General features: G+C 71.4%; 23 protein-coding genes and 2 pseudogenes. 13 read left to right on the forward strand and 12 right to left on the reverse strand.

Features of this window, described 5'->3' with window-relative positions:
• Nucleotides 1-3: 3 nt before the first annotated feature.
• The 4 genes from GFH49_RS34120 to GFH49_RS34135 form a co-directional block, all read right to left on the reverse strand.
• A complete protein-coding gene (locus GFH49_RS34120; RefSeq protein WP_155059933.1) occupies nucleotides 4-1,134 on the reverse strand; it encodes a glycoside hydrolase family 88/105 protein in 1,131 nt (376 codons plus the stop codon).
• A 128-nt stretch (nucleotides 1,135-1,262) separates the two neighbouring features.
• Nucleotides 1,263-2,456 (reverse strand): ROK family transcriptional regulator, encoded by a 1,194-nt coding sequence (locus tag GFH49_RS34125; RefSeq protein WP_155059934.1) that lies wholly within the window; start codon nucleotides 2,454-2,456, stop codon nucleotides 1,263-1,265.
• A gap of 76 nt (nucleotides 2,457-2,532) precedes the next feature.
• Nucleotides 2,533-3,840, reverse strand: a complete 1,308-nt coding sequence (locus GFH49_RS34130; protein ID WP_230396654.1) for an ABC transporter substrate-binding protein — start codon at nucleotides 3,838-3,840, stop codon at nucleotides 2,533-2,535.
• 26 nt (nucleotides 3,841-3,866) lie between these two features.
• Nucleotides 3,867-4,838 carry a bestrophin-like domain gene (locus GFH49_RS34135; protein WP_155059935.1) on the reverse strand — a complete coding sequence of 324 codons (972 nt, stop codon included), beginning with the start codon at nucleotides 4,836-4,838 and terminating at the stop codon, nucleotides 3,867-3,869.
• Between the two features lie 230 nt (nucleotides 4,839-5,068).
• Here GFH49_RS34135 and GFH49_RS34140 point away from each other — a divergent pair, with 230 nt between their 5' ends.
• The 4 genes from GFH49_RS34140 to GFH49_RS34155 all read left to right on the forward strand — a co-directional run bounded on the left by GFH49_RS34140 (nucleotide 5,069) and on the right by GFH49_RS34155 (nucleotide 10,774).
• Complete coding sequence (locus GFH49_RS34140; protein ID WP_155059936.1) at nucleotides 5,069-6,571, forward strand: CAP domain-containing protein; 1,503 nt, start codon at nucleotides 5,069-5,071, stop codon at nucleotides 6,569-6,571.
• Between the two features lie 69 nt (nucleotides 6,572-6,640).
• Nucleotides 6,641-7,318, forward strand: a complete 678-nt coding sequence (locus GFH49_RS34145) for an AIM24 family protein (protein ID WP_155059937.1) — start codon at nucleotides 6,641-6,643, stop codon at nucleotides 7,316-7,318.
• Nucleotides 7,319-8,012: 694 nt separating this feature from the next.
• Nucleotides 8,013-8,981, forward strand: coding sequence for a threonine/serine dehydratase family protein (locus tag GFH49_RS34150; RefSeq protein ID WP_155059938.1), 969 nt, complete (start codon nucleotides 8,013-8,015; stop codon nucleotides 8,979-8,981).
• Between the two features lie 155 nt (nucleotides 8,982-9,136).
• Nucleotides 9,137-10,774: a serine/threonine protein kinase gene (locus tag GFH49_RS34155; RefSeq protein WP_230396655.1), complete on the forward strand. Its 1,638-nt coding sequence runs from the start codon at nucleotides 9,137-9,139 to the stop codon at nucleotides 10,772-10,774.
• On the opposite strand, the gene GFH49_RS34160 is transcribed toward GFH49_RS34155, so the two are convergent.
• Nucleotides 10,766-12,196, reverse strand: coding sequence for a serine hydrolase domain-containing protein (locus tag GFH49_RS34160; protein ID WP_155059939.1), 1,431 nt, complete (start codon nucleotides 12,194-12,196; stop codon nucleotides 10,766-10,768). The two genes, GFH49_RS34155 and GFH49_RS34160, sit on opposite strands and share 9 nt — an antisense overlap.
• A gap of 181 nt (nucleotides 12,197-12,377) precedes the next feature.
• Between GFH49_RS34160 and GFH49_RS34165 the strand changes: the two genes are divergently transcribed.
• A complete protein-coding gene (locus GFH49_RS34165) occupies nucleotides 12,378-13,430 on the forward strand; it encodes a hypothetical protein (protein WP_155059940.1) in 1,053 nt (350 codons plus the stop codon).
• Between the two features lie 32 nt (nucleotides 13,431-13,462).
• Here the strand turns inward: GFH49_RS34165 and GFH49_RS34170 are convergent, their stop codons facing one another.
• From GFH49_RS34170 to GFH49_RS34185, 4 genes are all read right to left on the reverse strand, one after another.
• A complete protein-coding gene (locus tag GFH49_RS34170) occupies nucleotides 13,463-13,966 on the reverse strand; it encodes a DUF6328 family protein (RefSeq protein ID WP_155059941.1) in 504 nt (167 codons plus the stop codon).
• A 92-nt stretch (nucleotides 13,967-14,058) separates the two neighbouring features.
• Nucleotides 14,059-15,042 carry an aldo/keto reductase gene (locus tag GFH49_RS34175; protein WP_155059942.1) on the reverse strand — a complete coding sequence of 328 codons (984 nt, stop codon included), beginning with the start codon at nucleotides 15,040-15,042 and terminating at the stop codon, nucleotides 14,059-14,061.
• Between the two features lie 62 nt (nucleotides 15,043-15,104).
• Entirely contained in the window at nucleotides 15,105-15,791 is a 687-nt protein-coding gene (locus GFH49_RS34180; RefSeq protein ID WP_155059943.1) for a ribonuclease H family protein, read from the reverse strand.
• Between the two features lie 47 nt (nucleotides 15,792-15,838).
• Entirely contained in the window at nucleotides 15,839-16,636 is a 798-nt protein-coding gene (locus GFH49_RS34185; RefSeq protein ID WP_155059944.1) for a VOC family protein, read from the reverse strand.
• A 173-nt stretch (nucleotides 16,637-16,809) separates the two neighbouring features.
• Between GFH49_RS34185 and GFH49_RS34190 the strand changes: the two genes are divergently transcribed.
• From GFH49_RS34190 to GFH49_RS34210, 5 genes are all read left to right on the forward strand, one after another.
• On the forward strand, nucleotides 16,810-17,820 hold the full coding sequence (locus GFH49_RS34190) for a zinc-binding alcohol dehydrogenase family protein (protein WP_196218221.1): 1,011 nt from the start codon (nucleotides 16,810-16,812) through the stop codon (nucleotides 17,818-17,820).
• 343 nt (nucleotides 17,821-18,163) lie between these two features.
• A complete protein-coding gene (locus GFH49_RS34195) occupies nucleotides 18,164-18,838 on the forward strand; it encodes a response regulator transcription factor (protein ID WP_155059946.1) in 675 nt (224 codons plus the stop codon).
• Between the two features lie 8 nt (nucleotides 18,839-18,846).
• Complete coding sequence (locus GFH49_RS34200; protein WP_155059947.1) at nucleotides 18,847-20,526, forward strand: hybrid sensor histidine kinase/response regulator; 1,680 nt, start codon at nucleotides 18,847-18,849, stop codon at nucleotides 20,524-20,526.
• A gap of 75 nt (nucleotides 20,527-20,601) precedes the next feature.
• The gene (locus GFH49_RS34205; RefSeq protein WP_155059948.1) at nucleotides 20,602-21,504 is read left to right on the forward strand and encodes an SGNH/GDSL hydrolase family protein; all 903 of its coding nucleotides are present in this window, start codon (nucleotides 20,602-20,604) and stop codon (nucleotides 21,502-21,504) included.
• Nucleotides 21,505-21,650: 146 nt separating this feature from the next.
• The gene (locus tag GFH49_RS34210) at nucleotides 21,651-22,574 is read left to right on the forward strand and encodes an aminoglycoside phosphotransferase family protein (protein ID WP_155059949.1); all 924 of its coding nucleotides are present in this window, start codon (nucleotides 21,651-21,653) and stop codon (nucleotides 22,572-22,574) included.
• 25 nt (nucleotides 22,575-22,599) lie between these two features.
• Here the strand turns inward: GFH49_RS34210 and GFH49_RS34215 are convergent, their stop codons facing one another.
• A complete protein-coding gene (locus tag GFH49_RS34215) occupies nucleotides 22,600-23,082 on the reverse strand; it encodes a VOC family protein (protein ID WP_155059950.1) in 483 nt (160 codons plus the stop codon).
• Nucleotides 23,083-23,183: 101 nt separating this feature from the next.
• On the opposite strand from GFH49_RS34215, the pseudogene GFH49_RS34220 reads away from it, so the two are divergent.
• The 3 genes and pseudogenes from GFH49_RS34220 to GFH49_RS34230 all read left to right on the forward strand — a co-directional run.
• A pseudogene (locus GFH49_RS34220) lies at nucleotides 23,184-23,422 on the forward strand (epoxide hydrolase); the annotation flags it as partial.
• A gap of 136 nt (nucleotides 23,423-23,558) precedes the next feature.
• A complete protein-coding gene (locus GFH49_RS34225) occupies nucleotides 23,559-24,212 on the forward strand; it encodes a ClpP family protease (protein WP_155059951.1) in 654 nt (217 codons plus the stop codon).
• A 1-nt stretch (nucleotide 24,213) separates the two neighbouring features.
• On the forward strand, nucleotides 24,214-24,816 hold the full coding sequence (locus GFH49_RS34230) for a ClpP family protease (protein ID WP_155059952.1): 603 nt from the start codon (nucleotides 24,214-24,216) through the stop codon (nucleotides 24,814-24,816).
• Nucleotides 24,817-24,830: 14 nt separating this feature from the next.
• Here GFH49_RS34230 and GFH49_RS34235 read toward each other — a convergent pair whose 3' ends face one another.
• Both GFH49_RS34235 and GFH49_RS40790 read right to left on the reverse strand, forming a co-directional pair.
• Nucleotides 24,831-25,163 carry a helix-turn-helix domain-containing protein gene (locus tag GFH49_RS34235; RefSeq protein WP_155060008.1) on the reverse strand — a complete coding sequence of 111 codons (333 nt, stop codon included), beginning with the start codon at nucleotides 25,161-25,163 and terminating at the stop codon, nucleotides 24,831-24,833.
• Nucleotides 25,066-25,309, reverse strand: a pseudogene (locus GFH49_RS40790) (hypothetical protein); the annotation flags it as partial. The pseudogene GFH49_RS40790 and the gene GFH49_RS34235, both read right to left, overlap by 98 nt.

The following is a 25,309-nucleotide window of genomic DNA, read 5'->3' on the forward strand; positions in this document are numbered from 1 at the left end:
CGGTCAGCCGAGCAGCAGGGCCAGTTCGGTGCCGCCCAGCAGGAAGGCGCCGACGCCGAAGTCCGCGGTGCTGTCGTACGTCACGGGCTGGCTGGACTCGGGGCGGTGACCGACCTTCTGTACATACCCCAGGAAGCCGTCGGGGTGGACGGCGGTGGTGACGAGGCCGTGCCAGGCCCGGGACACGACGGGCAGGTGCGCGGCCCGGCCGACGAGCCGGGCGCGGAGCGCGTAGGCCGTGCCGTAGAGGAAGAAGGACGTGCCGCTGGTCTCGGGCCCGGGCAGATGGTCGGGGTCGGCGAGGTTCACGTTCCAGAAGCCGTCCGTCCGCTGCACCCGCGCCAGCGCCCGGACGAGCCGGGTCAGGGTCTGGCGGTATTCGGCGGTGTGCGGCTCGCCCGGCGGGAGGGCCTTGAGGGTCTTGGTGTGGCCGGCGGCGACCCAGCCGTTGCCCCGGGACCACAGCACCGGCTTGCCGGAGGGCGAGAGGATTCCGCCGGGCAGGAACCGGTCGTCGCGGTACCAGAGACCGCTGGCCGGGTCGTACAGGCCGGGCCCGCCTTCGATCCGCTTGGTGTGGTCGTAGAGGGCGTACAGCTTCGCCCGGTAGGCGGGGTCGCCGCGCAGGATGCCGAGGCGGGCGAAGGGCGGCATGCCCATGTGCAGGGCGTCGTCCCACCACCAGTCGTCATTTTTCTCTGGCTGGTCCGTGTACACCATGCGGTGCAACGACTCCTCGATGGCGGCGAGTTTCCGCTCCTCGGGCTCGATCGCGTAGAGGTCGAGGTAGGCCTGTCCGGCGTTGTGGTTGTCGGCGTGCCGGGTGGTGATCCCGCCTTTGAGACCGTAGGCGTGCTCCTCCGCCCACTCCTCGGCGTAGGCGAGATAGCGGGGCGTGCCGGTGAGGCGGTGCAGGGTGAGCAGGCCGCTGAAGAAGGTGGCGTTGGCCCAGCCGTTGTCGCCGGGGTCCGGGTGGGCGGTGATCCAGTGGTCGGCGACCCGGCGCAGCACGCGCACCACCTCCGCCGCCGACGGGAGTGGCGGGGCGGGTGCGGCTGCCGCTCTGGTCGTCGGCAGGAGTGTCGCGGTGGCCGTGAGGGCGGCGCCGCCGGTCAGCAAGCGACGTCGGTTCATGAGATCGGCTCCTCTCGGGTACGGGGTCAGGTGCGGTCGAGGCCGTTCAGGTCCACGGCGTACGCCATGGCCTGCGTGCCCTTGTCGTCGGGGTGCAGAGCCCGCGGTGAGGGGCCCGCACAGGGGTCTCAGCGCGCGTGCGGGGGCTGGTTCATCTCGGACCTGATGAAGGACTGGATCGCGGTGGCGGCGGCCCCGCGTGCCCATTCCTCGAAGGGCAGCGGGCGGGTCTGTACGTCGCACTGGGCGGCGGAGCCGAAGGCGGCGGCGGTGAAGGCGTCACGGATCTGCTCGGCGAACAGGTCGTAGGCAGCCAGGCCCTCACCGGAGATGATCACGCGCTCCGGGCCGAGCAGGTTGGCCACGGTGGCGATGCCCCGGCCGATCGCGGCACCGGCGCGGGCATACGCCGCGCGTGCCCCGGCGACGCCTTGGTGGGCCAGCGCCACGGCCTCGGCGGTGCCGGCGACCTCGATGCCGGTGGTCTCGCGGATCTGCCGGACGATGGCGGCGTCCCCGGCGATCGCCTCCACACAGCCCCGGTTGCCGCAGTGACAGAGCGGGCCCGCCGGGTCGACGGTCACATGGCCGATCTCACCGGCCACTCCGTGCGCACCGGCGACCACCCGGCCGTGCACGACAAGTCCGCAGCCGATGCCGGCGCCGACGGTCACCACGGCGAAGTCGGACAGCCCGGCACCGGCGCCGAACCACTGCTCGGCGACGGTCAGGGCCCGTACGTCGTTGTCGACGGTGACCGGCAGTCCCGTGGTCATGGTGGCGAGTCCGGCGAGCGGGACGTCGTGCCAGTCGAGGAACGGCGAGTAGCGGACGACGCCTTCGGCGCGGTCGACGTCGCCGGAGACGGCGATGCCGAGCCCGAGGACAGGGGTGCCGAACTCGTCGGCCTCGACGAGCAGTTGCCGCACCAGCTCCGCGACCGAGGCCAGCACCGCCTTGGGGTCGCGGGCGGACGGCGGCATACGGCGGGCGACGCGGATCCGGCAGCACAGGTCGGTGAGTACGCCGATGATCTCGTCGCCGGTCAGCTTGATCCCGATGAACAGCGCCCGTCCGCCGTCGACCCGCACCGGGTTGGCGGGCCGACCGAGCGCGGGGCGTGCCTCCGCGTCCGCGTCCTCCACCAGGTATCCGGCTTCGATCAGCGGACGTACCGCCTTGGTCACGGCCGCGGCGGAGAGTCCGGCACGCCGGGACAACTCCAGGCGGGTGAGGGGCCCTTGGGACAGGAGCGTGGTGAAGACCTGGGAGGCGGCCGGTGTGTTGACGGGGAACGTCTGGGCGCGAGCGGTCGGGCGCATGGCGGGGAACCTAGAGCTGTTCTTTTCCGCCGTCAATAAAAGAAAGAGGATCGGGCGACGAGACCCGGCAGGGGGTTCAGTCCCGGTAGCCGCCGCCCTCGACCACGTCGTTCGCGAAGAGCTGGGCCTTCTCCAGCGCCTCGTCGACCGACTGCCGGCCGGCGATCGCGGCGGAGATCTCCTTGGCCACCCGGTCACCGAGCCCCGCGTACTCGGGGATGCCGACGTACGAGGTCCCCGTCCACGGCTGCTTGTGCAGGCCGGGCCGGGTGAGGTTCACGGCGTTGAGAGCATCCAGCGTCGGCTGCAGAAACGCCTTGGCCGCCTTCCGGTACGGAGGAAGGCGGTATGTGGACAGCCGGCTGCCCGGTGGCACTCCGACCCAGCCGAGCCTTTCGCCGTAAAGCCTCAAGAACCGCTTCGACGTGGCCCAGGAGGCGAAATCCCACGCGGCCTCGGGGTGCTTGGAGGTGACCGGGATCGCGAGCGCCCAGGTCCACAGCCATCCCGCACTGTCCGTGCGCATCACGGGCGCGGGAGCGTAGCCGAGCCGGCCGGCCACCTCGCTGACCCTGGAGTCCTCAAGCCGACCGGCGAAGGAGGTGGTGTCGTACAGCATGGCCGCCCCGCCCCGCTCCATCGTCGCCTGGCACTGGGCGGGCCCTGCTTCATACGCCCGGGGCTCACCGGAGCCGCGGACCAGGTCCACGTAGAACCGCACCGCCCGCCTGGTTTCGGGGGAGGTGAACCGAGGGTTCCAGTGCTCGTCGAACCAACGGCCGCCGAAGGTCAGGATCACGGTGTTGAGAGACACCAGGTTCAGCCAGACGGGACCGCCGCGCAGGCAGATTCCGGCGATGCGGTGCCGGGGATCGTGCAGTTGGGCCGCCAGTTCGGCGACCTGCGGCCAGGTCGGGCGTTCCGGCATGGTCAACCCGGCCTTGGCGAACAGGTCCTTGCGGTACACCAGGAAGGACGACTCCCCGTAGTACGGCACCGCGTACAGGGCCTTTCGGTAGGACAGCGCCGTACGCACCACGGGAATGAAATCCTCTACGTCGTAGTCGCCCCGGCTCGCCGGGACGTCGAGTCGGGTGAGCCATCCTCGCGAGGCCCAGATCGGCGCCTCCCACGGGCCGATGGAGACGACGTCGTAGCGGCTCTCCTCGTTGGCGATGTCCTTGGCCAGCCGATTCCGCAGCACCCTCTCGGGGAGGAAGACGAACTTCACGCGGATACGGGGATGGGTGCGCCGGAAGTCGTCGACGAGCTTCTCCATGTCCCGCGTGAAATCGACGGACGCCACCGTGATCGTCGTGTCCTGCCCGTTCCCGGCGCAGGCAGCGGCGCCCAGGGCGAGCGAGGTGAGCAATGCTGCTACCACAGGGATACGGGTAAACCGTGTGAGGTTCACTGCGGAAGCTGCTCCGAGCTGGCGAACGAGACGTAGTCGGCCACGTCCAGGAGGCAGCCCGGCACCCGCTCCCTGCTCGAAATCCCGAAGTACGTGGTGATCTGCGCTTGCCCCTCGGGAGGAACTCCCATTCCTTGTGTCAGCGCGACCTTCCAATGCGACAGGCCGATCGCGTTGCTGTCCTGGAGGGGGTGGTCCAGCGCGATGATCAGGGTGATGAACAACCCGATGAAGAGCGACAGCAGTCCGGTCAGGGCCACGTGGTCGATCATTCTGACGCCGACCAGTGCCCAGGTCGCCGCAATGGTCACGAACGCGCCGCCGAAGAGGACGAGATACAGCACAGGCAGCAGCCCGATGCTCACCTCCCCCTGCCGTTCACGGCGCAGGTTGTTGTAATCGTTGAAGGCTTCGAGGGTGACGGACTGGGCGTTCGACTCCTCTTCGTTCCGCGGCTCATAGAACATCAGAGACTCGAATACGGCATCCAGCCGCCCTTGGTCCTCGACGATTTCGCCCCGCTGCTGCTGCGGCCAGACCTCGTTGATCACATTCTCGGCGTAGTTCCGCACCTGGGACTGGATACGACATCTACGGCTGTTGGGAAAAGCCTCTCCGGCGCGATAGACCGTGGTCAGTTGCGAAGCCTCCTCATTGACCAGCTTCTTCACCTCCACGTAGTGGTCGTACGCCCCCACGGCAACCAGCCCGATCAGCAAGGCGTAAAAGCCTCCGACGACTTCGACCAGGAATTTGACGCGTTCGTTGTGCTCGGGATCTTCGCCGAACCAGTCGCGGATCCGGGCTCGTACGAGCAGGCCACTCAGGCCGAAGATGAGGAATCCGCCCACCAGCAGCAGAGCCTGGGTCCAGAACGGCACATGCGAGAACCAAGCAGGCATTCGCTGATCTCGCCCCCGTCCGCCCTGCACATCCCGGTTCATATCCCGGTCCACGTCCCGGTTCACGTCCCAGTGCGATGGTCCTTACGTGGCCGCTGTCCTCACCAGAGCGCGCGGAACCGACAAGGAGCAGTCACCACCACACGGCACACACGCGTCGCCCGTGCGTACGCCACCCGGCGCCACCTGGTACGAAGTACGCCCCCGAGGCGGCCGAGGGGGAACCCGCACGCCCTGGCGGACGTTTCCCGGACAACCCCTACCGGGGCCGGATCCACGACCATCAGGGCGGCGTCATGAGCGAGTTGGTCCCCGGAGGCAATCTGCCTCTCCCGGGCGGCGTCTTGAGCGTCCAGGTGCCCGGCCCCTTCGACGTGTCCGCGCTCATCACCGACGACAGCGGAAAAGTGCGGGGCGACACCGATTTCGTGTTCTACAACCAGCCGTCCGCACCGGGCGCCCACTTGCAGGGCCACACGCTCACCGTCGACCCGTCCCGTCTGCGCACCGGCGCCACCCGGGTCACCGTGGTCGTCAGCGCCGCCGAGCCCGCCACTCCCTTGGGCAGCCTGCCCGCCCCCACCCTCCTGGTCGCCGGTCCGGGCGGCCGGCTGATCGCCCGGTTCGCCCCGCCGCGGCCGGGGCAGGAGACGGTGCTGCTGCTCGCGGAGATCTACCGGCGCGGCAGCGGGTGGAAACTGCGCGCGCTCGGGCAGGGGTACGCGGACGGACTGGCCGGACTCGCCCGCGACTTCGGGGTCGAGGTCACCGAGGACAGCGCGACCACGGCGGCACCGCAAGCCGGGTTCGGCGCGGCACCCGCGTCGCCCTTCCCCGCATCACAGCGTCCGGCCACCGCACCACACCGACCGTCCACCGCGCCACCCGCCCCTCCCCCCACGCCACCGCGTCCGCCCACCGCACCCCGCCGACCCACCGCACCCCGCCGACCCACCGCGGCGCCACCCGCCCCTCCCTCCGCGCCACGCCATCCCTCGTCAGCGGCCTCCATCCCCGCCCCGGACCCCGACGGATTCCTCGGCCTCGTCAACCCCGCCCGCGCCAGGGCCGGTTCACCGCCCGTCTCCCTGGACGCCCGCCTGGCCTCCGCCGCGCGAGCCCACGCCTCCGCCATGGCCGCGGCAGGACAACTCGGTGTGGAAGGCCCAGGCGGTGTCTCCGTGTACCAGCGCGTCACGGCGACCGGATTCACGTATGTCACGGTCGGCGAGCACCTGGTCTCCGGCCCGCGCACGCCCGCCGAGTTCGTGGACTACTGCCTGCGTTCGCAGGAGCCGAGCCGCACCCTGCACGACCCGGCGTTCACCCACGCGGGCCTGGGGTACGTCACGGGCGGTCGTTCCGGCGACACGTACTGGACCGCGCTGTGGGCCAGGCCGCTGACGCCGCAGGAACTGGCGCGGACGGCGGCCGACGTCGTCGACCTCACCAACCGGGAGCGCGCCGGGGCCGGTCTGCCGACCCTGGCCGTCGACCCGATCCTGACCACGGCGGCGCAGGCGCACAGCGCGGACATGATCGCCCGCGCCTTCTACTCGCACACCTCGCCCGACGGCAGCCAGCCCTGGGACCGGGCGGCGTCCGCTGGCTCCACCCGGCGCTCGATCGGCGAGAACATAGCCTGCGGACAGCGCTCACCGGCCGAGGTGGTGGAGGGCTGGATGAACAGTCCGGGCCATCGGGCCAACATCCTCAAGCCCACGTTCACCCACATCGGCGTCGGCTTCGCCGGCGGCGGCGCGGCGGGCACGTACTGGACACAACTCTTCGGCGCCTGACGGAAAGCCGTGAAAGACCCCTGCCCCGCGATCTTGGCGGAAGGACCGGCTCCGGGAAAGGATGCTCATATGAAGGGTGACCTCTTTTCCAGCGAGCACATGGTCCAGCCCGCCGCGGCGCCGGGCATGACGATCGAGAACGCCAAATGCGTCAAGTACGCGGTGAACGGCGAGATGATGGCGCGTCAGGGCGCGATGATCGCCTATCGCGGCAATCTCCAGTTCGAGCGCAAGGGCCAGGGCGTGGGCGGGATGCTCAAGCGCGCGGTGACCGGCGAGGGGCTTCCGCTGATGGCGGTGCGCGGGCAGGGCGAGGCCTGGTTCGCGCACGAGGCGCAGAACTGCTTCGTCGTCGATGTGAACTCCGGTGACGAGTTCACCGTCAACGGCCGCAACGTGCTGTGCTTCGACGCCTCGCTGTCGTACCGGATCGCGACCGTGAAGGGCGCCGGCATCTCGGGCGGCGGCCTGTTCAACAGCGTCTTCTCCGGACACGGCAGGCTGGGCCTGGTGTGCGAGGGCAACCCGCTGGTCATCCCGGTCTCGCCGCAGTATCCGGTGTACGTCGACACGGACGCGATCGTCGGCTGGACCGCCGGCCTGCAGACCTCGCTGCACCGTTCGCAGTCCCTCGGGTCGATGCTGCGCGGCGGTTCCGGGGAAGCGGTGCAGTTGATGCTGCAGGGCCAGGGACATGTGGTCGTACGCCCGAGTGAACTGGCGCCGCAGAAGGCACAGCAGCACTGAGAGGTTCCGTGAAGTGGTCTGCGTCTCACGCTCGCGGTCGCCGAGGCGCAGCGTCGGGTGGCCCGGGTGGGCGGTGCGGACCGGGCGGGGCGGGCGAGTTGTCGCGCGGCCCGGGAGGCCGGGGAAACCGCGGCGCCGGTCTGGCGCTGCGGGGCGGCAGCACGCCGACCCCGGCAGTGCGGGGCGTTCACCTGGCCCGGCGGCTCCCCGCCTCGGCGCCGAACGGGCCTTGGCGAAGCGGAGCGGAGCACCGCTCGACTTCGAAGACCCGCGTACCATCCGGCGCAGAGGCGATCCCGCGGTCACCGGCAAGCCCGTGCACGGCGATCGGCGGGAGCGGACGAAGAGACGGACGTGCCCGGTGCCGGGCGCTCTCCACTCCCCACCGCCGGGCGCGCGTCGGCTCGTCGCGCTCCTCGAAGCCGACGGCGAGCCCGCCGAGGCCACCGCGCTGATCGATGCGGCGGGGCGGGCGGCCGGTCGGCGGCCTTGCCGGGGCTCGCCGTCATCTGGTCGCCGCGGGGGTCGCGCCCACAGACGTATCCCTGCGGCGAAGCACCGCCGACAAGCTGCGGTCACGGCTCGGCTTCCTGGTGCGCCGCCGCCTTTGATATCGAATTGACCCGCGTCGCGTCTCGGGTCAGGGTTCGATGCGGACGCGGACTCAGTCACCCGCGCCGGTAGGGTGATGGTCATGATCGGGATCACGGACATCGAGGCCATCGAGGCCGCCGCCGCACGGATCGCCGGACATGTCGTCCGCACCCCCACCGTGCCCAGCCCGGGTGTGTCCGCGCTGCTCGGCGTCCCGGTCACCGCGAAGCTGGAACTCCTGCAGCGCACCGGGTCGTTCAAGGTCCGCGGCGCCACGGCGAAGCTGCTCTCGCTGAGCGAGGCCGAGCGGGCCGCCGGGGTCGTGGCGGTCAGCGGCGGCAATCACGGCATCGCGCTCGCGGTCATGGCCGCCGCCCTCGATGTGAAGGCCACGGTCGTGATGCCGCGCTCGGCACCGGCCCGCTCCATCGAGATCGCCCAGGACGCCGGCGCGTCGGTGCGGCTCACCGACGACATGGACGGCGCGTTCTCGCTGGTGACGCGGCTGAGGGACGAGGGGCTGACCCTGGTCCACCCGTTCGACGACCCGGTGGTGATCGCCGGACAGGGCACCGTCGGGGTGGAGTTCGCGGATGACGCCGGAGAACTGACCGACGTGCTGGTGAGCGTCGGGGGCGGTGGGCTGATCGCCGGTGTGGCCGCGGCGCTGCGTGCGCGCCGGCCCGGTGTGCGGGTGTGGGGCGTGGAGACCGAGGGCGCGCAGGCGATGTCCGAGGCGCTGGCGGCGGGGGGACCGGTGCCGGTGGAGCTGTCCTCGATCGTCACCACGCTCAGCGCCCCGTCCGTGTCACATGTGACATACCACCATGTGTCCGCCCTGGTCACCGAGGTGCTCGTGGTCCCGGACCGGGAGGCCGTGCAGGGCGTGCTCGACCTCGCCGACCACGCCAAGCTGTGGACCGAGCCGGCCGCCGGATGTCTGCTGCCCGCGGCCCGCCGGGTCCTGGAGCGGGTGGGTGAGGGGGCACGGCTCGGCCTGGTGGTGTGCGGCGGAAACGCGACGACCGGTGACGTGATGCGGTGGACGGAACGCTTCGGTCTGCGCTGAGCGCATCCCGGTCGAAATCCCCATGGACTACAGCGAGTTCCGCTCACCTCGGGCACAAGCCGAAAGAAGGTCACCGGAGTTGCGGATTCGTTGAACGCACACCATTGCACCGGTCGTACCTCTGGGAAAGGTGAGAGCCAGGGGTTCAGCGAGGGATGACCATGGTCAAGGCGCACGTCTCCACACACGAGTTGGTGGCTGGAAGGTACCGCCTCCTGGAGATCCTCCATCGGGAGACGAACCGCATCTGCTGGTACGGCGAGGATGCCGAGACCTCGCGGCCCTGTCTCCTCACGCAGACGGTGCTCCCGGCCGACTCCGACGGGGAGACCGTGCGCCGGGCCACCGCCCGGGTGATCCGCATGTCCGAGACCATGGGGATGCTGCGTCCGGGCAAGGTGGCCACGGTCGTCGACGCGATCGAGGAGTACGGCACCCTGTGGACGGTCACCGAGTGGATCGACGGCATTCCGCTGGGCGAACTCCTCACCCAGGAGGGCACGTTCGACCATGTACGGGCGGCGCGGATCGGCTTGCAGCTGCTCGACGTGCTGGAGGCGGCGCACGGCGAGGGCATCACCCACGGCGAACTGAGTCCCGGTCAGGTGTTCGTGCGGGAGCAGGGGCCCCTTGTGGTCACCGGCTTCGGCCTGGCCGGCGCGACCCTCGTACCGCGCGTGACGGCACCGTCGTACGCCTCCCCGGAACAGGCCCGTGACGAGCGTATCGGCCCGGCGGCCGACCTGTGGGCCCTGGGTGCGCTCCTCTACACGATGCTGGAGGGCCGCCCGCCCTTCCGTGAGCGTGACCGGCCCGAAACGACGCTGAAGGGGGTCGACCGGCTTCCGCTGCGCACACCCCTGCGCGCCGGACCGCTCACCCAGGTGGTGCAGGGGCTGCTCCGCAAGAACTGCAGCGAGCGGCTGACCCGGCCCGTGGTCCGCGAGGCACTGCTCCGCGTCCTCAACGAGGATCCCGAGATGGTCGCGCCGTCGGCGGCGCGGCCCCGGCTGCGCGGGGTGTACGCGGCCGCCCTGCACGCGAGTCCGGCGTGGAGCAGACGCACCATGATCGCCGGGACGACGCTGGCCGTCGTCACCGTGTCCGTCGCCGTCCTCGCCGTGTCCCGCCAGGTCTCCGACACCGAAGGCACGTCCGAGGCCGGTACGGCGCCCCGGCCGCCGGCTTCGGCGTCCGCCCCGGAGCAGCGGCCCCCTTCGCCGTCCGTGACACCGTCCCGAACCCCGACGCCGACACCCACGCCAACGCCGACGCCCACACGCGCTCCGACTTCGGCGTCCCCCTCCCCCACGGGCACGCCCCTGCCGCCCGGCTTCAGCCGCTACCACTCCCCTGAGGGCTTCTCACTCGCCCTCCCCCAGGGCTGGAAGCCGCTGCAGACCACCCGCCAGGCCGATCTGGCCTACCGCGTGGTGCTCGGCAAGTCCGGCGACCCGCGCACGCTGACCGTCACCTACAGCGAGGCGCTCGGCCCGGATCCGGTAGCCGTCTGGCGGGACGACGTCGAGCCCGAGCTGAAGCAGGACGACGACGGTTACCGGCGGATCGGCGAGATCCGCGCGACGACGTACCAGGGCCGCGAGGCCGCCGACATCGAGTGGCTCGCCGATGTCGACGGCACGCGCGTGCGCACCTTCGGCCGCGGTTTCCTCATCGGCGAGCACCGCGGCTTCTCACTGCGCTGGACGACCCCGGCCGCCGACTGGGACGACGCCGCCAACCGTGCAGCGCTGAACACCTTCCTGCGGACCTTCCAGGTGCCGTCAGAGTGAGGCGCGGGGTGCGCGCATCGTGTGCAACGGGCCCTGGTGCAGCGGCTGCGTGGACCACCGCGCGGTGAAGGTACCGTCGGTGAGCGAGCACACCACGACCAGATGGTGCGGCGTCTCCAGGAAGGCCACGTCCACGACGAGGGTGTCCGGGCCACTCCATCCCCCGCTCACCGCGGTGGGGACCGGTCCCTCGGTGACGGTCCAGCCGTCGCTGCCGATCGGCACCTGCAACGGCTGCCCGTCGTCGATCAGCGCCAGGTTCCGGCCCTCCGTGATGTGCACCGCGGTCAGTGTCGGCTGGGCCGCGCACACACCGCCGTGCGGCGTGAAGTCGGCGACGGACCAGGCCTCCGCGCGCTCCGGCGGTGCGGGCTCGCCCCCGGCCGGCGGCAGGGCGAGCCGTGCCAGCCGTGCGGCCAGGGCGCTGTCGCGCTCTTCGTGGCCGGGCAGCGGGGTCGGTCCGAACGCGGGCAGCAGAAGGTCCCAGACGACGTTCAGGAGCTTCTGCATCTGTTCGGTGGCCGCGGTCGTCGCGATCACCGCGTCGTGCTCCGGCAGTACCAGGCAGTACTGGCCGTACGCCCCGTCACCGCGGTAGCCGTGCCGGCACATCCAGAACTGGAAGCCGTAGCCCTGCTGCCAGTCGATCCCGCTCATCTCGGCGCCGGCGTTGGAGATCTGCGCACGCGTGGCCTCGGCCACCCACGCCTCGGGCAGCAGCCGCTCGCCCTCCCACACCCCGCGCTGCAGATACAGCTGGCCCAGCCGGGCGACGGCGTCGGTGGTGGCGTGCAGTCCGCTGAAGCCCAGCTCGCCGCCGGATCCGTCGCGCAGCCATGCCGTCTCGCCGATGCCGAGCGGATCGAGCAGCCGGGGCCGGAGATAGTCCGTCAGCGACTGGCCGGTGACGCGCCGCACGATCGCGCCGAGCGTGTACGTGGCGGGCTGGTTGTACGCGAACACGGTCCCCGGATCGTGGCCCGGCGGCAGCAGCAGGAAGCCGCGCACGAGGTTCTGGTGGTCGAGGGCGAGAGCGGGGTACAGGGTGTCGGCCGCATGACCGCTCGCCATGGACGCCAGGTGCCGTACGAGCATCGCACGGCTGCGCGGATCGGTGATGTCGGCCTCGAACTCCGGGAAGTACGAGATCACCGGGGCGTCGAAGTCGAGCAGCCCCTCGTCGGCGGCGAGCGCGGCGGCGGCCGCCGTGAAGTTCTTGCTGAGCGAGTAGAGCAGATGCGGGCGGTCTTCGGTGTACGGCGCCCACCAGCCGGATGCCACGAGGTGGCCGTGCCGCATGATCATCAGGCTGTGCGGCTCGATGTCCGGGGCGGCGTCGAGGGCGTCGAGGAAGGCGTGGACACCGGACGCGTCGACGCCCTGGGCGGCGGGTGTGCTCAGAGGCAGCGGGCGAACACTCATGCCCGTATCCTCCCCCTGCCGTCCGCCGTGATCGAGGGCCTGCCGGCGAACGGGAGGCCAAACACCTGCCCCGGGGCCGGGACGCACGGGCCCGAAGCCGGGCAGGGCATCGTCATGAGCCCATATAGGCTGCGGATGGCACCTGTTCCAGCACTGGCAACACCTCTCAGGAGAGTCACCCGTGACCCTGGCGACCGTCCCGTCCGAGACGTCCCCCGCGCCCCTGTCCGACCTCGTGGCACGCGACGCCCGCGAGTTCGGGGTCTACGCACGGACCGGAGGCTGGGCCTTCGGCCTGATGGTGGCGCGCAGCGTACGGCCCGGCGGGCAGGGCGCGGACGAGACGCCGAAGGTCTCCGCGAAGGAGTTCGCCGAGCTCGCCGGCTGTTCCGCCGACCGCGTCATGCGCTACTACAAGGCGTGGGACCGGGCCGCCGACGACGGTCTCGTCCCGCACTTCGAGGAGCTGGCGCCGGGGCAGGAGGTCGAGCTGCCTGACGCGGACGTGTGGCTCACCTACTACGTCTCGCGCAACAGCGCCGCCTCGGAGCGCGGCACCGCCATCTCCGCGGCGGCCGAGGCCGAGGGCATCCGGCCGACCAAGGCCCTTGAGGTCGCGGAGAACCCCACCGCGCTGCGCGCCGCGATCCTCGCGGACCCCTCCACCGCCCAGGCGGCCCGCCGGGCACTTCTGGACCGCGTCCGTGAAGATCAGGAACTCCAGGCCGAGTTGGCCCGGGACATCGTGCGCACCGACGACCTGAAGAAGGCCGTCGCCGCCGGGAACAGGGCTGCCGACCGGATCGGATACGTCCGCCAGATCGCCGAGTCCGGCCAGATCAAGACCCCCGCCGGGCAGACCGTCGACGCGCCCGCCGACGTACGCCAGGAGGCCGAGCGGCATCTGTCCCTCATCGACGAGCTGGACGACGCGGAGGACCCCGGCGAGTGGGCCGGCGAGGCCTACGACACCATGAAGTCCCTCGTCGCCAAGACCGTGGAGGCCGACCCCGAACTGCGCGTGCAGGAGCGGCGGACGAAGTTCTACAGCAGCCTCCAGCGGGCGACGAAGGTGTTCGAGGAGCTGACCTTCGACGACGCCCAGGACTTCTACGAGGACGACATGGTGCAGCAGCTGGAGGAACTCCAGCACGCGATCAGCACATGCATCACGGCGCTGCGCGGGGCGAGTGGGGCACGTGGAGTGCCTGGCAACGCTTCCAACGCTTCCTGACCACGCGGGTCCGCAGGGCTGCGCGCTCGGCCTCACCGTGACGTATGGCGACGCCGTGCCCACCAGGGGGCGCCGAACCAGCACAGCAGGTACCAGGCCACGATTCCGGCGACGAGCCACGGCACATAGTCGTCGTGGTCCGTCGCGACCCTGAGGATCAGCAGGACCGCGGCGGTCATCGTGGCCAGCAGCAGCAGGAGGCCGACGAAGGTCATCCGGGAGGCCCACTCCACGGCCTGCGGTTTGATGCGCCGGCCGGACACGAGCCGGTGCAGGCTCACCGGGCCGATCAGCGCCCCGGTGGCGGCGGCTCCCAGGACGACGGTGACGATGTAGATGTTCTGGTCCGTGGCGTCCAGCTCCACGAACCTCGGCGCGAACACGACCGTGAGCAGAAAGCCGAACAGGATCTGCACCCCGGTCTGCGCGACCCGGATCTCCTGGATCAGCTCGCCCCACTTGCGGTCGGCGCGCTGCTCCGGGGTCTCGTCGCGACCCCAGTCCTCGGTGTCCGCACGCTTTCCCGTGACCGACAAGGTCCCTCCCTGATCGATCGAACCCGCGTACTGTCTCGGACCCGAGTGCCCAGATTCGCGCGGTTCGATCGGTCAGGGCGGCACGACCCCTGCTACCAGCGACTCTCCACCTGGTCCTTGATCCGGCGGTCGTAGAGGTCCCGGATCGCGGTGAGCGTCTCGTCGGACAGCTCCGGCAGTTCGGCGGCGGCGGCGTTGGCGCGGGCCTGCTCGGGTGAGCGGGCACCGGGGATGACGGTGGTCACGCCGGGCTGCTGGATGATCCAGCGCAGCGCCAGCTGGGCCGGCGTGTATCCCTCCGGGGCCAGGGCGGAGAACTCGGCCGCGGCCTCCACGCCCGTCTCGTAGTCGACGCCGGAGAACGTCTCGCCCTGGTCGAAGGACTCACCGTGCCGGTTGAAGGTGCGGTGGTCGTTCTCGGCGAAGACCGTGTCCTTGGTGTACTTGCCGGAGAGCAGTCCCGAGGCCAGCGGAACCCGCGCGATGATGCCGACGCCGGCCTCGTGCGCCGCCGGGAGCACCTCGGCGAGCGGCTTCATGCGGAACGGGTTCAGGATGATCTGCACGCTCGCCACGTTCGGGCGGGCGATGGCGGTCAGCGCCTCGGCGCAGGTCTCCACGCTGACGCCGTACGCGGCGATGCGCTCCTCGGCGACCAGCGTGTCCAGGGCGTCGAAGACCTCGTCGGTGGAGTAGACGGGCGTCGGCGGGCAGTGCAGCTGCACCAGGTCGAGGCGGTCGACGCCGAGGTCGCGGCGGGAACGGTCGTTCCAGGCGCGGAAGTTGTCCAGGACGTAGTTCCCGGGGATCTGGTCGACACGGCGGCCCATCTTGGACGCGACCAGGACGTGCAGATCAGGGCGTCCGCGCAGGAACGTGGCGATGGTCTGCTCACTGCGTCCGTCGCCGTACACGTCGGCGGTGTCGAAGAACGTCACCCCCGTCTCGGCCGCCGCCTCCAGCACCGCCAGGGCTTCCTTGTCGTCCACGTCGCCCCAGTCGGCGCCCAGCTGCCATGTGCCGAGACCGACGACAGATGCCTGCTGACCCGACCTACCGAATACACGCTCGTCCATGGCGTCAGTCTGTCATGACGCCATGGACCCGCTCGCTGCCGCCCGCCGCCGGCCCGGCCTGGTCAGGCGTCCGCCGTGCGGCACTCCGGGTGGCCCCAGCCCTGCGCGTTCTTGGTGATGGGCTCTCCGGCGGCGTACGAGCGGCCGCAGAGGCAGCGGCCCGGGAACTTCGCCTTGATCGTGCGGGTGGAGCCGGCGCCCTTGGCGGGCCGGGACGCGGCGGCCTTGCGGCGCGGGGGCCCGGAGGCGGGGGTGTCGGGTGAGGGCGGCGGCGCGGGTGAGCCGAGGTCGCTGCCCGCGGGTTGCTGGACGATCGCGGCCTGGCTGGCGGCCCGGTCGGCGAAGTCGTTGAGCGGGTCGCCGTCGACCTGGTGGGCGGGGACGTAGCGGAAGTCGACCTTGCGGCCGTCGAGGAGTCCGTCGATGCGGACGACGAGGTCCTGGTTGGCGACCGGCTTGCCGGCGGACGTCTTCCAGCCGTTGCGCTTCCAGCCGGGCAGCCAGGTGGTGACGGCCTTCATGGCGTACTGCGAGTCCATCCGGATCTCCAGCGGCACATCCGGGTCGACAGCCGTCAGCAGGCGTTCCAGCGCGGTGAGTTCGGCGACGTTGTTGGTCGCCCTGCCGAGCGGCCCCGCCTCCCAGCGGCTCGGGGCCTCGGCCCCGTCGGCGACGACCCAGGCCCAGCCCGCCGGTCCGGGGTTTCCCTTCGAAGCCCCGTCGCACGCGGCCACCACTCGTTCACGCATGCGCCGATCATGCCATGGGCGGGCCGGGCCCCGAGTCGTGGTGTGGGTCAGACGTCGGTCAGCTTCGGCATCTCACCCTGGGTGTTCGTGGTGTCGATCACCGAGAAGTTGGCGCCCTGCGGATCGGTGAGCGCCGCGAACCGTCCGAAGGGGGTGTCCATCGGCCCGAACCGCAGAACCGCGCCGAGCTTGGTGGCCTTGGCGACGGCGTCGTCGCAGTCGGCGACCCCAAAGTAGACGTTGATGTACGGCGGCACCTCGGGTGGGAAGTCCTCGGTCATCTTCATCCGGCCCAGGGCGGGACGGCCTGCGACGTTGTAGACCCGGAAGTCCATCGCGTCGTCGTCCATCTGCTGTGCCGTGTACGGGAAGACGGCGGGGAAGAACGTGTCCGACCTCTCCGGTTCACGGGTGAAGATCTCCGCCCAGCAGAACGCGCCCGGCTGGTCCATCGGCGCCTCGAACCCCTCGTGGGTGCCCGCCTGCCACACGCCGAACACGACGCCGCCGGGATCGCTCGCCAGGCACATGCTGCCGAAGTCGCCCACCGCCATCGGCTCCATGATCACCTGGCCACCGTTGTCACGGATCTTGGCCGCGGTGGCGGCCACGTCCGGCGACGCGAAGTAGAGGCACCACTGGGACTGGTCTTCCTGTCCGGGCATCGGGGGTACGACGGCGGCGACCGCCTTGCCGTCCACGTAGGCCTGGGTGTAGTTGCCGTACTCCGTCGCCTGTTCGCCGAAGGTCCAGCCGAGGACGTCGCCGTAGAAGCTCTTCGCCCCCTCGACGTCGCTGAACATCGCATCGGCCCAACAGGGGGCTCCCTCAGGTTGTACCGCCATGGCTGCGGCCCTCTCGGTGTATTGGCTTGTCCGAATCGGTGGATTGACTGTCCGAATTCTCACGCTAGTCAACCGTCTGCCGGACCGCGCGCTGAATGCGTGGCTCCGTTCCAGACTGGAGGAGGACGAGGGCGGACTTCGGGCGGACGGGGTGCGGGATGGCGGACGGGACGATGCGGGCGTGGACCGTGATGCGGCCGGCGCCCGTCGAGAAGGGGCCCCTCCGGTTCGTGCGGAGACCGGTGCCGGTACCGGGGGACGACGAACTGCTGGTGCACGTGCGCGCGTGCGGGGTGTGCCGGACCGACCTGCACGTGACCGAGGGGGACCTGCCGGTGCGTCGGCCGGAGGTGACACCCGGGCACGAGGTCGTCGGTGTCGTCGCCGGGTTCGGGGCGGCGGTGCGCGGGGTCGCTGTCGGCGACCGGGTGGGCGTGGCGTGGCTGCGGCGGACCGACGGCACCTGCGTGTACTGCCTGCGGGGGGCGGAGAACCTGTGCCCGCATTCCGAGTACACCGGCTGGGACGCCGACGGCGGTTACGCGGAGTACACGACCGTTCCGGCCGCGTTCGCGCACCGGCTGCCCGAGGGCCTCGACGACGTGGCGGCGGCGCCCCTGCTGTGTGCCGGGATCATCGGCTATCGCGCGCTGCGGCGGGCCTCGCTTCCGCCCGGCGGGCGGCTCGGGCTGTACGGCTTCGGCGGCAGCGCCCATCTGTGCGCGCAGCTGGCGCTGGCCGAGGGTGCCACCGTGCATGTGCTGACCCGGGGTGCGGCGGCGCGGCGGCTGGCGCTGGAGCTGGGGGTCGCGTCGGCGCGCGGTGCGTACGAGGCGCCACCCGAGCCGCTGGACGCGGCGATCCTCTTCGCACCGGTCGGCGACCTGGTCCCGGTGGCGCTGCGCGCCCTCGACCGCGGCGGCATCCTGTCGATCGCCGGGATCCACCTCACCGACATCCCGTCCCTGCGCTACGAGAGCGAGCTGTTCTACGAGAAGGAGTTGCGCAGCGTCACTTCCAACACCCGTGAGGACGCACGGGAGTTCCTGGCGCTGGCCGCCCGGCACGACATCCACGCCACCACGCACGCCTATCCCTTGCCGGCGGCCGACAGAGCGCTGGCCGACCTCAAGCACGGCCGTTTCGACGGGGCGGCGGTACTGGTGAACGACATGGCGCCGTGATGGCGTAGGACCGTGACGGCGCACGACCCTGACGGCGCACGACGGCTGGTCACAGGGCGGCGATGGCGCCGGGCCGGGAGCGCGGGCGCCCGGCCGCCGCGCGACGGAGGCCGCCGTGCGGCGCGGCGACGGGCAGACCCACGTTGTGCAGCAGATCCGGCACGGGCGTACGCGGCCACTCAGCCGTCCCCGCGCCGCGTGTGCCCGCGCCGGATCTCCCCCTGGGCGGCTCCCCCCTTGAACCGTGGGCACGTACTGTTCTACCTTCGCCACATGGTCGGGGCATCAACGCCCGCTCATCGGCGACACAACGCTCGGGCGGCGGATGGGCCGGTGATGTGGAATGCGTCCGCACCTCGCGCTGATCGAGGACGACCCCGACTTCGCGCTGATGTGCCGCTCCTATCTCGAACGCGAAGGCTTCACCGTCAGCTGGGCCATGGACGCCCGCGCCGGCCAGGGCGTGCTGCGCGAGGCAGGGGTCGACCTGGCCGTGCTCGATCTGGGGCTGCCGGACGGCAGCGGCCTCGAACTGCTGCGCGGGGTGCGCTCCATCAGCCGCCTTCCGGTGATCGTGGTGACCGGGCGGGGCGCGGAGGCCGACCGTGTGGCGGGACTGGAGATTGGCGCCGACGACTACCTGGTCAAGCCGTTCTCACAGCGGGAGCTGGTGGCCCGGATCCGGGCCGTGCTGCGCCGCTCGCAGCCGCCCGAGACACCAGAGGTCCTCCTGGTCGGGTCGTTGCGCGTCGACACGGGCGCCCGCCAGGCCTCCGCCGACGGCACTCTGCTGGCGCTGCGCCCCAAGGAGTACGCGCTGCTGGAGGTGCTGGCCGGTGCTCCCGGGCGGGTGTTCTCCGCGCAGCAGCTCCTGGAGCAGGTCTGGGGTGCCGCCTGGCAGCAGTCCGCGACCGTGGTCGAGCACGTGTACCGGCTGCGCGGCAAGCTCGCGGACCTGCCCGCACCGGCTCCGCGGATCACCACCGTCCGCGGCTACGGCTACCGCCTCGACCCCTGAGAGCCGCCATGCCGCCGACCGGCCCGGACTTCCAGCGGCTCTTCCACGCCACGCTGTCGCCGCTGCTGATCCTCACTCCCGACTTCACCATCGTCGAGGTCAACCGCGCCTACCTGGCGGCCACCGGCACCGGGCGGGACATCGTCGGGCAGCCGATCTTCGAGGTGTTCCCCGGCAGCCCGGCCGCCCCTCCCCCAGCCTTCGGCCGGGGGGACCCCCATCGCGCTGCGCGCGCCGACGGCGTCTCCGAGCTGCGCCGCTCGCTGGAGACGGTGGTCGGGACCGGTCGTACGGACGTCATGGCGTTGCAGCGGTACGACATCCCCGCAGGGGACGGGGGGCCGTTCGCCGAGCGCTACTGGAGTCCCGTCAACACGCCGGTCATCGGAGCCGACGGCCGGGTGACGCACATCATCCACCGGGTCGAGGACGTCACCGAGTTCGTGCGTCTGCGCGAGGTGGGGCGGGGGCAGCGGCGGGCGACGGCCGAGGGCATGGAGACCGACCTGCTGGTGCGGGCCCGGCAGATCCGTGAGGTGAACGACCAGCTCAGCCGGGCGAACACCGAACTGGACGCGGCGGGGCGGCAGTTGCGCGAGGAGCAGCGGGCCAAGGACCGGTTCATCGCCACGCTCTCGCACGAGCTGCGCAACCCCCTGGCAGCCGCAGCCGCGGCCACCGAGCTGCTGGCGCTGGACCTGCCGGACGGGCATCCGGCGCTGTCGGTCCTGGAACGCCAGCTGGGCACGCTGGTGCGGATGAGCAACGACCTGCTCGACGGCACCCGGGCGGTGACCGGGCGGCTGGAGCTGGTGCGCGAGCGGACCGACCTCGGGTCCGTCGTGGACAGCGCGTGCGCCGACATCCGGGGCCTGTTCGGGCACGAGGACCGCACGCTGCACGTCAGCCTCCCACCGGGGCCGGTGCCGGTGGACGGGGACCGGCTGCGGCTGGCCCAGGTCCTGACGAACCTGCTGTCGAACGCCCTCAAGTACACCCCGCCGGGCGGCCACACCGAGGTGCGGCTCACGGTCGAGGACGGGCAGGTCCGGCTGACCGTGCAGGACGACGGCATCGGCTTCGATCCCGGGCAGGCGGAGGACCTCTTCGGGGTGTTCATGCGGGCGGCCCCGGTCGGCCCGCGCAGCCCGGAGGGCCTGGGGCTGGGGCTCGCGGTCGCGCGGACGGTCATGGAACTGCACGGCGGCACCATCTCGGCGCACAGCGACGGGCCCGGCAAGGGCGCGACGTTCACGGCGCTGACGCCGGTGGCGGACACCGCGGCACCGCGGCCACCGCGCCCCTTGTCCGCAGTCCGGCCGCCCCGGCGTCATCTGGCCGTCCTGATCGTGGAGGACAACACGGACCTGGCGGCGACCTATCGCACCCTGCTGGAGCGGCAGGGCCACCATGTCACCACCGTGCACACGGGCGCCGACGCGCTCACCGCCACACAGGCCGACCTGTTCGACGTCGTCCTGTGCGACCTGGGTCTGCCCGACATCGACGGCTACGCGGTCGCGCGGGGCGTACGGGCCCGGCCGCACGGCAAGCGGGTCCGGCTGATCGCGGTGTCGGGCTTCAGCCAGGGCACCGATCGCGTACTGTCCCGGGCGGCCGGGTTCGACACTCACTGGGCGAAGCCGCTGCCGCTGAGCGACTTGCTGGACCTGCTGGAACAGCCATGACATGTGTCTTCCCCCAGGGGCCGGGCTGTGCTTGCCTGGGGAGCCGTTTTCCGTGTCCGGGGCGGGAGTTGCTGTATGCGGAGATCGTGGATCGTGGGGGTACTGCTGTCCGGGGTGCTGCTCGGCGCGTGCGGCGATCCGGCGTCCGAGCCGGAGGAAGCACCGCCCACGCCCTCCGCGCCGGCGGGCACGACACGACAGCAGGCGCCGGCCACACCGACGACGCCGGTGCAGGCGCCCACCGTGCTCTACCTCGGGGACTCCCTGGCGATGGAGAACCAGAAGGTTCTGGGGCAGGAGCTGCGCAGGGACCTGGACGCCGAGTACACCAGCGCCCCGTACTCGGGCACCACGCTCTGCGACTACCTGGAGGGCACGAACAAGCGCTCCCTCGTCCCGGCCGCGCACAAGGCGGCCGCCCTGGTGCGCTCCCTGGACCCGGACTACGTGGTGCTGCAGTTCTGGGGCAACGCCTGGGGCTACACGTGGTGCATGGACGGGATCACGCACGCCAAGTCTCCCAGCACCTACTTCGAGCGGTACGCCGCCGACGCCGAGCGCCTCACCGAGCAGATCGCGGCGGCCGGAGGATCCGAACGCCCGCGGATCGTCTGGGTCTCGCAGGGCCCGGACCCCATCACCCCCGACCGGGTCCGGCGCGTGAACGCCATCTACGAGGAGCGGGCCGCCGCCTCCGGCGATCTCGTCGCCGACGCGGGCCGGACGGTCAGCCCGGCCGGCGGGCGCTACACCTGGACGCAGTACCTGCCCTGCACGCCGTACGAGCGCGAGCACCCCGACTACTGCACCGAGCCGGGCGGCGGCCGGACCGCGCTCCACATCGACGACGACTACCTGCACTTCTGTCTGGCCCCCACGACATCCAAGCCGAAGCCGTGCCCGGTCCGCTCCCCCGGCATCCTGCGGATCGCCCGGGAGATCACCCGGGCGATCGGCGAGGGGGTTCGGTCTCGATGAGCCTGTCGAGGTGACGGCGGGAGGTCGTCGCCGGTGAACTCGCCGTCGGCGGCACGGGGTTGTGGGGTGGTGGCGGTGGCGTGGCGGACCACGAGAGCGCCGAAATCGTTGGACAGCACGTGCCGTCGACCAGTGGGATGGCGCCCATGTGTGCCCTGAAGATGCGTCCGGACGAAGTGGAGATCGACGCCGAGCTGGTGGGCCGGCTGATCGCCCGGCAGTTCCCCGACTGGGCGGGGCTGCCCGTGGCGCGGCTGGAGTCCTCCGGCACCGAGAACGCGATGTTCCGGCTCGGCGACGACCTGGTGGTACGGCTCCCCCGGCACCCCGGTGCCGTCGCGGACGTGGAGCACGAGCAGCGCTGGCTGCCCCGGCTGGGACCGCTGCTGCCGGCCGCGGTGCCCGAGCCGGTCGGGCGGGGCGTGCCGGGCGACGGGTTCCCGTGGGCGTGGTCGGTGTTCCGGTGGCTGGACGGGCACAATCCGGCGGTCGACGCGCTCGACGATCCCGGGACGCTGGCCGGGGAACTGGCGGCGTTCATCGGCGCGCTGCGCGGCATGGATCCCGGGGGCGGGCCGGTCGGCTACCGGGGCATTCCCCTGGCGACGCGGGACACGCCGACGCGTGAGGCGCTCGCCCAGCTGACGAACACCGTGGACACGGACGCGGTGACGGCACTGTGGGAGGCGGCCCTACGGGTCCCGGGGCACTCCGGGCCGCCCGTCTGGGCGCACGGGGACCTGTCTCCCGGAAACGTGCTGGTGGCGGACGGACGACTGAGCGCGGTGATCGACTTCGGGACCTTGGGCGTCGGCGACCCGGCCGTGGATCTGATCGTGGCCTGGAACCTCCTGCCCGCGTCGGCCCGTGCCACCTTCCGTCAGGCCCTGGGCGTCGATGACGCCGAGTGGGCGCGGGGGCGGGGCTGGGCGCTGTCGGTCTCGCTGATCCAGCTGCCGTACTACTGGACGACGAATCCGCCGCTGGCGGCGAACTCACGGCATGTGATCAAGGAGATCCTGGCCGAGGCCGGACAAGCCTCGGCCGGCGGACCGGTGCACCAGCCGTAATCAACCGGGCACCGCGCTCTGTGCCCTACTCGCCCGCGTACGCCTTCTCCAGGGCGGCGATGTCGATCTTGCCCATCTTCATCATGGCTCCCATGGCGCGGGCGGCCTTCTCCGGGTCCGGGTCGGTGGTCAGCTCGATGAGACGGTCGGGCACGACCTGCCAGGAGAGGCCGTACTTGTCCTTCAGCCAGCCGCAGGGGCCGGGCTGGCCGCCGCCATCGAGGAACTTGGCCCAGTAGAAGTCGACCTCTTCCTGGTCCGCGCAGGCGATCATGAAGGAGATCGCCTCGGTGAACTTGAACTGCGGGCCGCCGTTGAGAGCCAGGAACCGCTGGCCGTTGGCCGTGAACTCGACGGTCATCACGGACCCGGCGGGCTGCACGGTGCCCTCGGGGTAGCGGGCGACCTCACCGACAGCGGAGTTCTTGAAGATCGAGGTGTAGTAGTGGGCGGCGTCCTCGGCCTGGTCGTCGAACCAGAGACACGTGGTGAATCCGTCGGTGGCCATGAGTACCTCCTGGGTCGTGGAACGCGGTCACCTGTATCGACCGATCCTTCCCCCGGAACTCATCGGCCGGGCAGCCGGTTGATCCACGTGGCCGCTACACCGTCCCGGCATACCGGCTGTCCGGCACCGCCGGTTCGCCCGCCCGGATCCACTACGAGCGGGCGCACGCCTCGGCCGAACGGGCCGGAGCGCCCAGGCAGCCGTCGACCGCACGGAGAACATCGTGCGGTGGACCGAGATGGACCGCGGTGGGCACTTCGCCGCGATGGAGGTGCCGGATCTGCTGGTCGAGGGCGTGCGGGCGTTCTTCCGGCAGTTGCGCGCGAAGGGTGACGGCTGACCGTACGCGGAGACGCTCTGCCCACGGCGAATCTGCCGCGGGCAGAGAAACCCCCGGCGGGGGCGGTTCCCGGCCGAGAGTGGAGAGCGCAACCCACTGCGACTCGACACCTCGACACTCGACCAGGAGCGCGCCAATGTCTCAACTCACCGCCGGCCGGAGGCCGGACCCCATGCCGCGGGCCGAGGAGGGCGACACCCCTCCGACCCGGTTCGACGACCACCTCGCCGCCCAACTCCTCGGTCAGCGGATCGTGTTGCTGGGCACCCAGGTCGACGAGATCTCCGCGAACCGGGTCTGCTCCCAGCTGCTGATCCTGTCCGCCGAGGACCCGCGCACGGACATCAGCCTGTACATCAACAGCCCGGGGGGCTCGGTGTACGCGGGTCTCGCCATCTACGACACGATGCGGCTCATCCCGAACGGCGTGTCGACGCTCGCGATGGGTTTCGCGGCGAGCATGGGCCAGTTCCTGCTCTGCGGCGGCACGCCCGGCAAGCGGTACGCCCTGCCGAACGCGCGGATCATGATGCACCAGGGGTCGGCGGGCATCGGCGGCACCACCGCCGACATCGAGATCCAGGCGGAGAACCTGGACCACAGCAAGCGGACCATGGAGCGGCTGCTCGCCGAGAACACGGGCCAGTCACCGGAGACCATCGCCCGGGACGGCGACCGCGACCGCTGGTTCACGGCCGAGGAGGCCATGGAGTACGGCATGGTGGACCGGGTCCTGGAGTCCCTTGCGGACGTCCGCCCGGCCGCCTCGAAGCGACGGATGGGGCTGTGACATGGGGAACTACACGATTCCGTACGTCGTCGAGCGGACCGCGCACGGCGAGCGCTCCTCCGACGTCTTCAGCCGTCTGCTGTCGGAGCGGATCATCTTCCTCGGCACCGAGATCGACGACGGCGTCGCCAACGTCGTCATCGCGCAACTCCTCCATCTGGAGTCGTCGGCGCCGGAGAACGAGATCGCGGTCTACATCAACTCGCCCGGCGGCTCGTTCACTTCGCTGATGGCGATCTACGACACCATGACCTACGTGCAGGCGCCGATCTCGACGTTCTGCGTGGGCCAGGCGGCCTCCACGGCGGCCGTGCTGCTGGCCGGAGGGGATCCAGGTCGGCGGTTCGTGCTGGAGCACGCGCGCGTGCTGCTCGGCCAGCCGGCCAGCGGCGGCAGCCGGGGCGCGATCTCGGACCTCGCGCTCCAGGCCAAGGAGATGGTCCGGATCCGCTCCCAGGTGGAGGAGGTGCTGGCCCGGCACACGCACCATGACATCGCGACCCTGCGCGCGGACATGGACCGGGACAAGGTGTTCACCGCCGAGGAGGCGGTGGCGTACGGGCTGGCCGACGAGGTGGTCAGCCGGCGCCTCGTCCGGGTCTGAGGCGCCGGCCGGCGTCAGGCGGCCAGGCAGAGGCCGTTGTACGGCGACGTGCCCGTGGCCCGGGTGCGGGTGAGTTCGCTCTGCGCCAGTGACAGCAGATCGCCGAGGCCCAGGCCGAGGGCGTGGGCGGCGGCCGCGAGGACCTCCGAGGAGGCCTCCTTGCGGCCGCGCTCCACCTCCGACAGATACGGCATGGAGATCCGGGCGGCGTCGGCCACGTCCTTGAGCGTCCGCTCCTGCGCGAGCCGCTCACGCCGCAGCACGTCGCCGATCAGGTCGCGCCAGAGAGGTTCCCTGGCTGCGGCAGGCGAGGTGGACCGGTCCGGCGCGGGCGGAGACACGGGCAGCCGATGCGTCCCGGACGACGCCCTCCGATCCGCCCCTCGACCCGTCGCGCGCGCCCCACTCCGGCCCGGCGCGGGTGCCGGGGTCCGGCCCGGCGCGGGTGCCGGGGTCCGGCCCGGCGCGGGTGCCGGGGTCCGGCCCGGCGCGG

The sequence above is a fragment of the Streptomyces blattellae genome (assembly GCF_009709555.1).
GTDB lineage: Bacteria > Actinomycetota > Actinomycetes > Streptomycetales > Streptomycetaceae > Streptomyces > Streptomyces blattellae.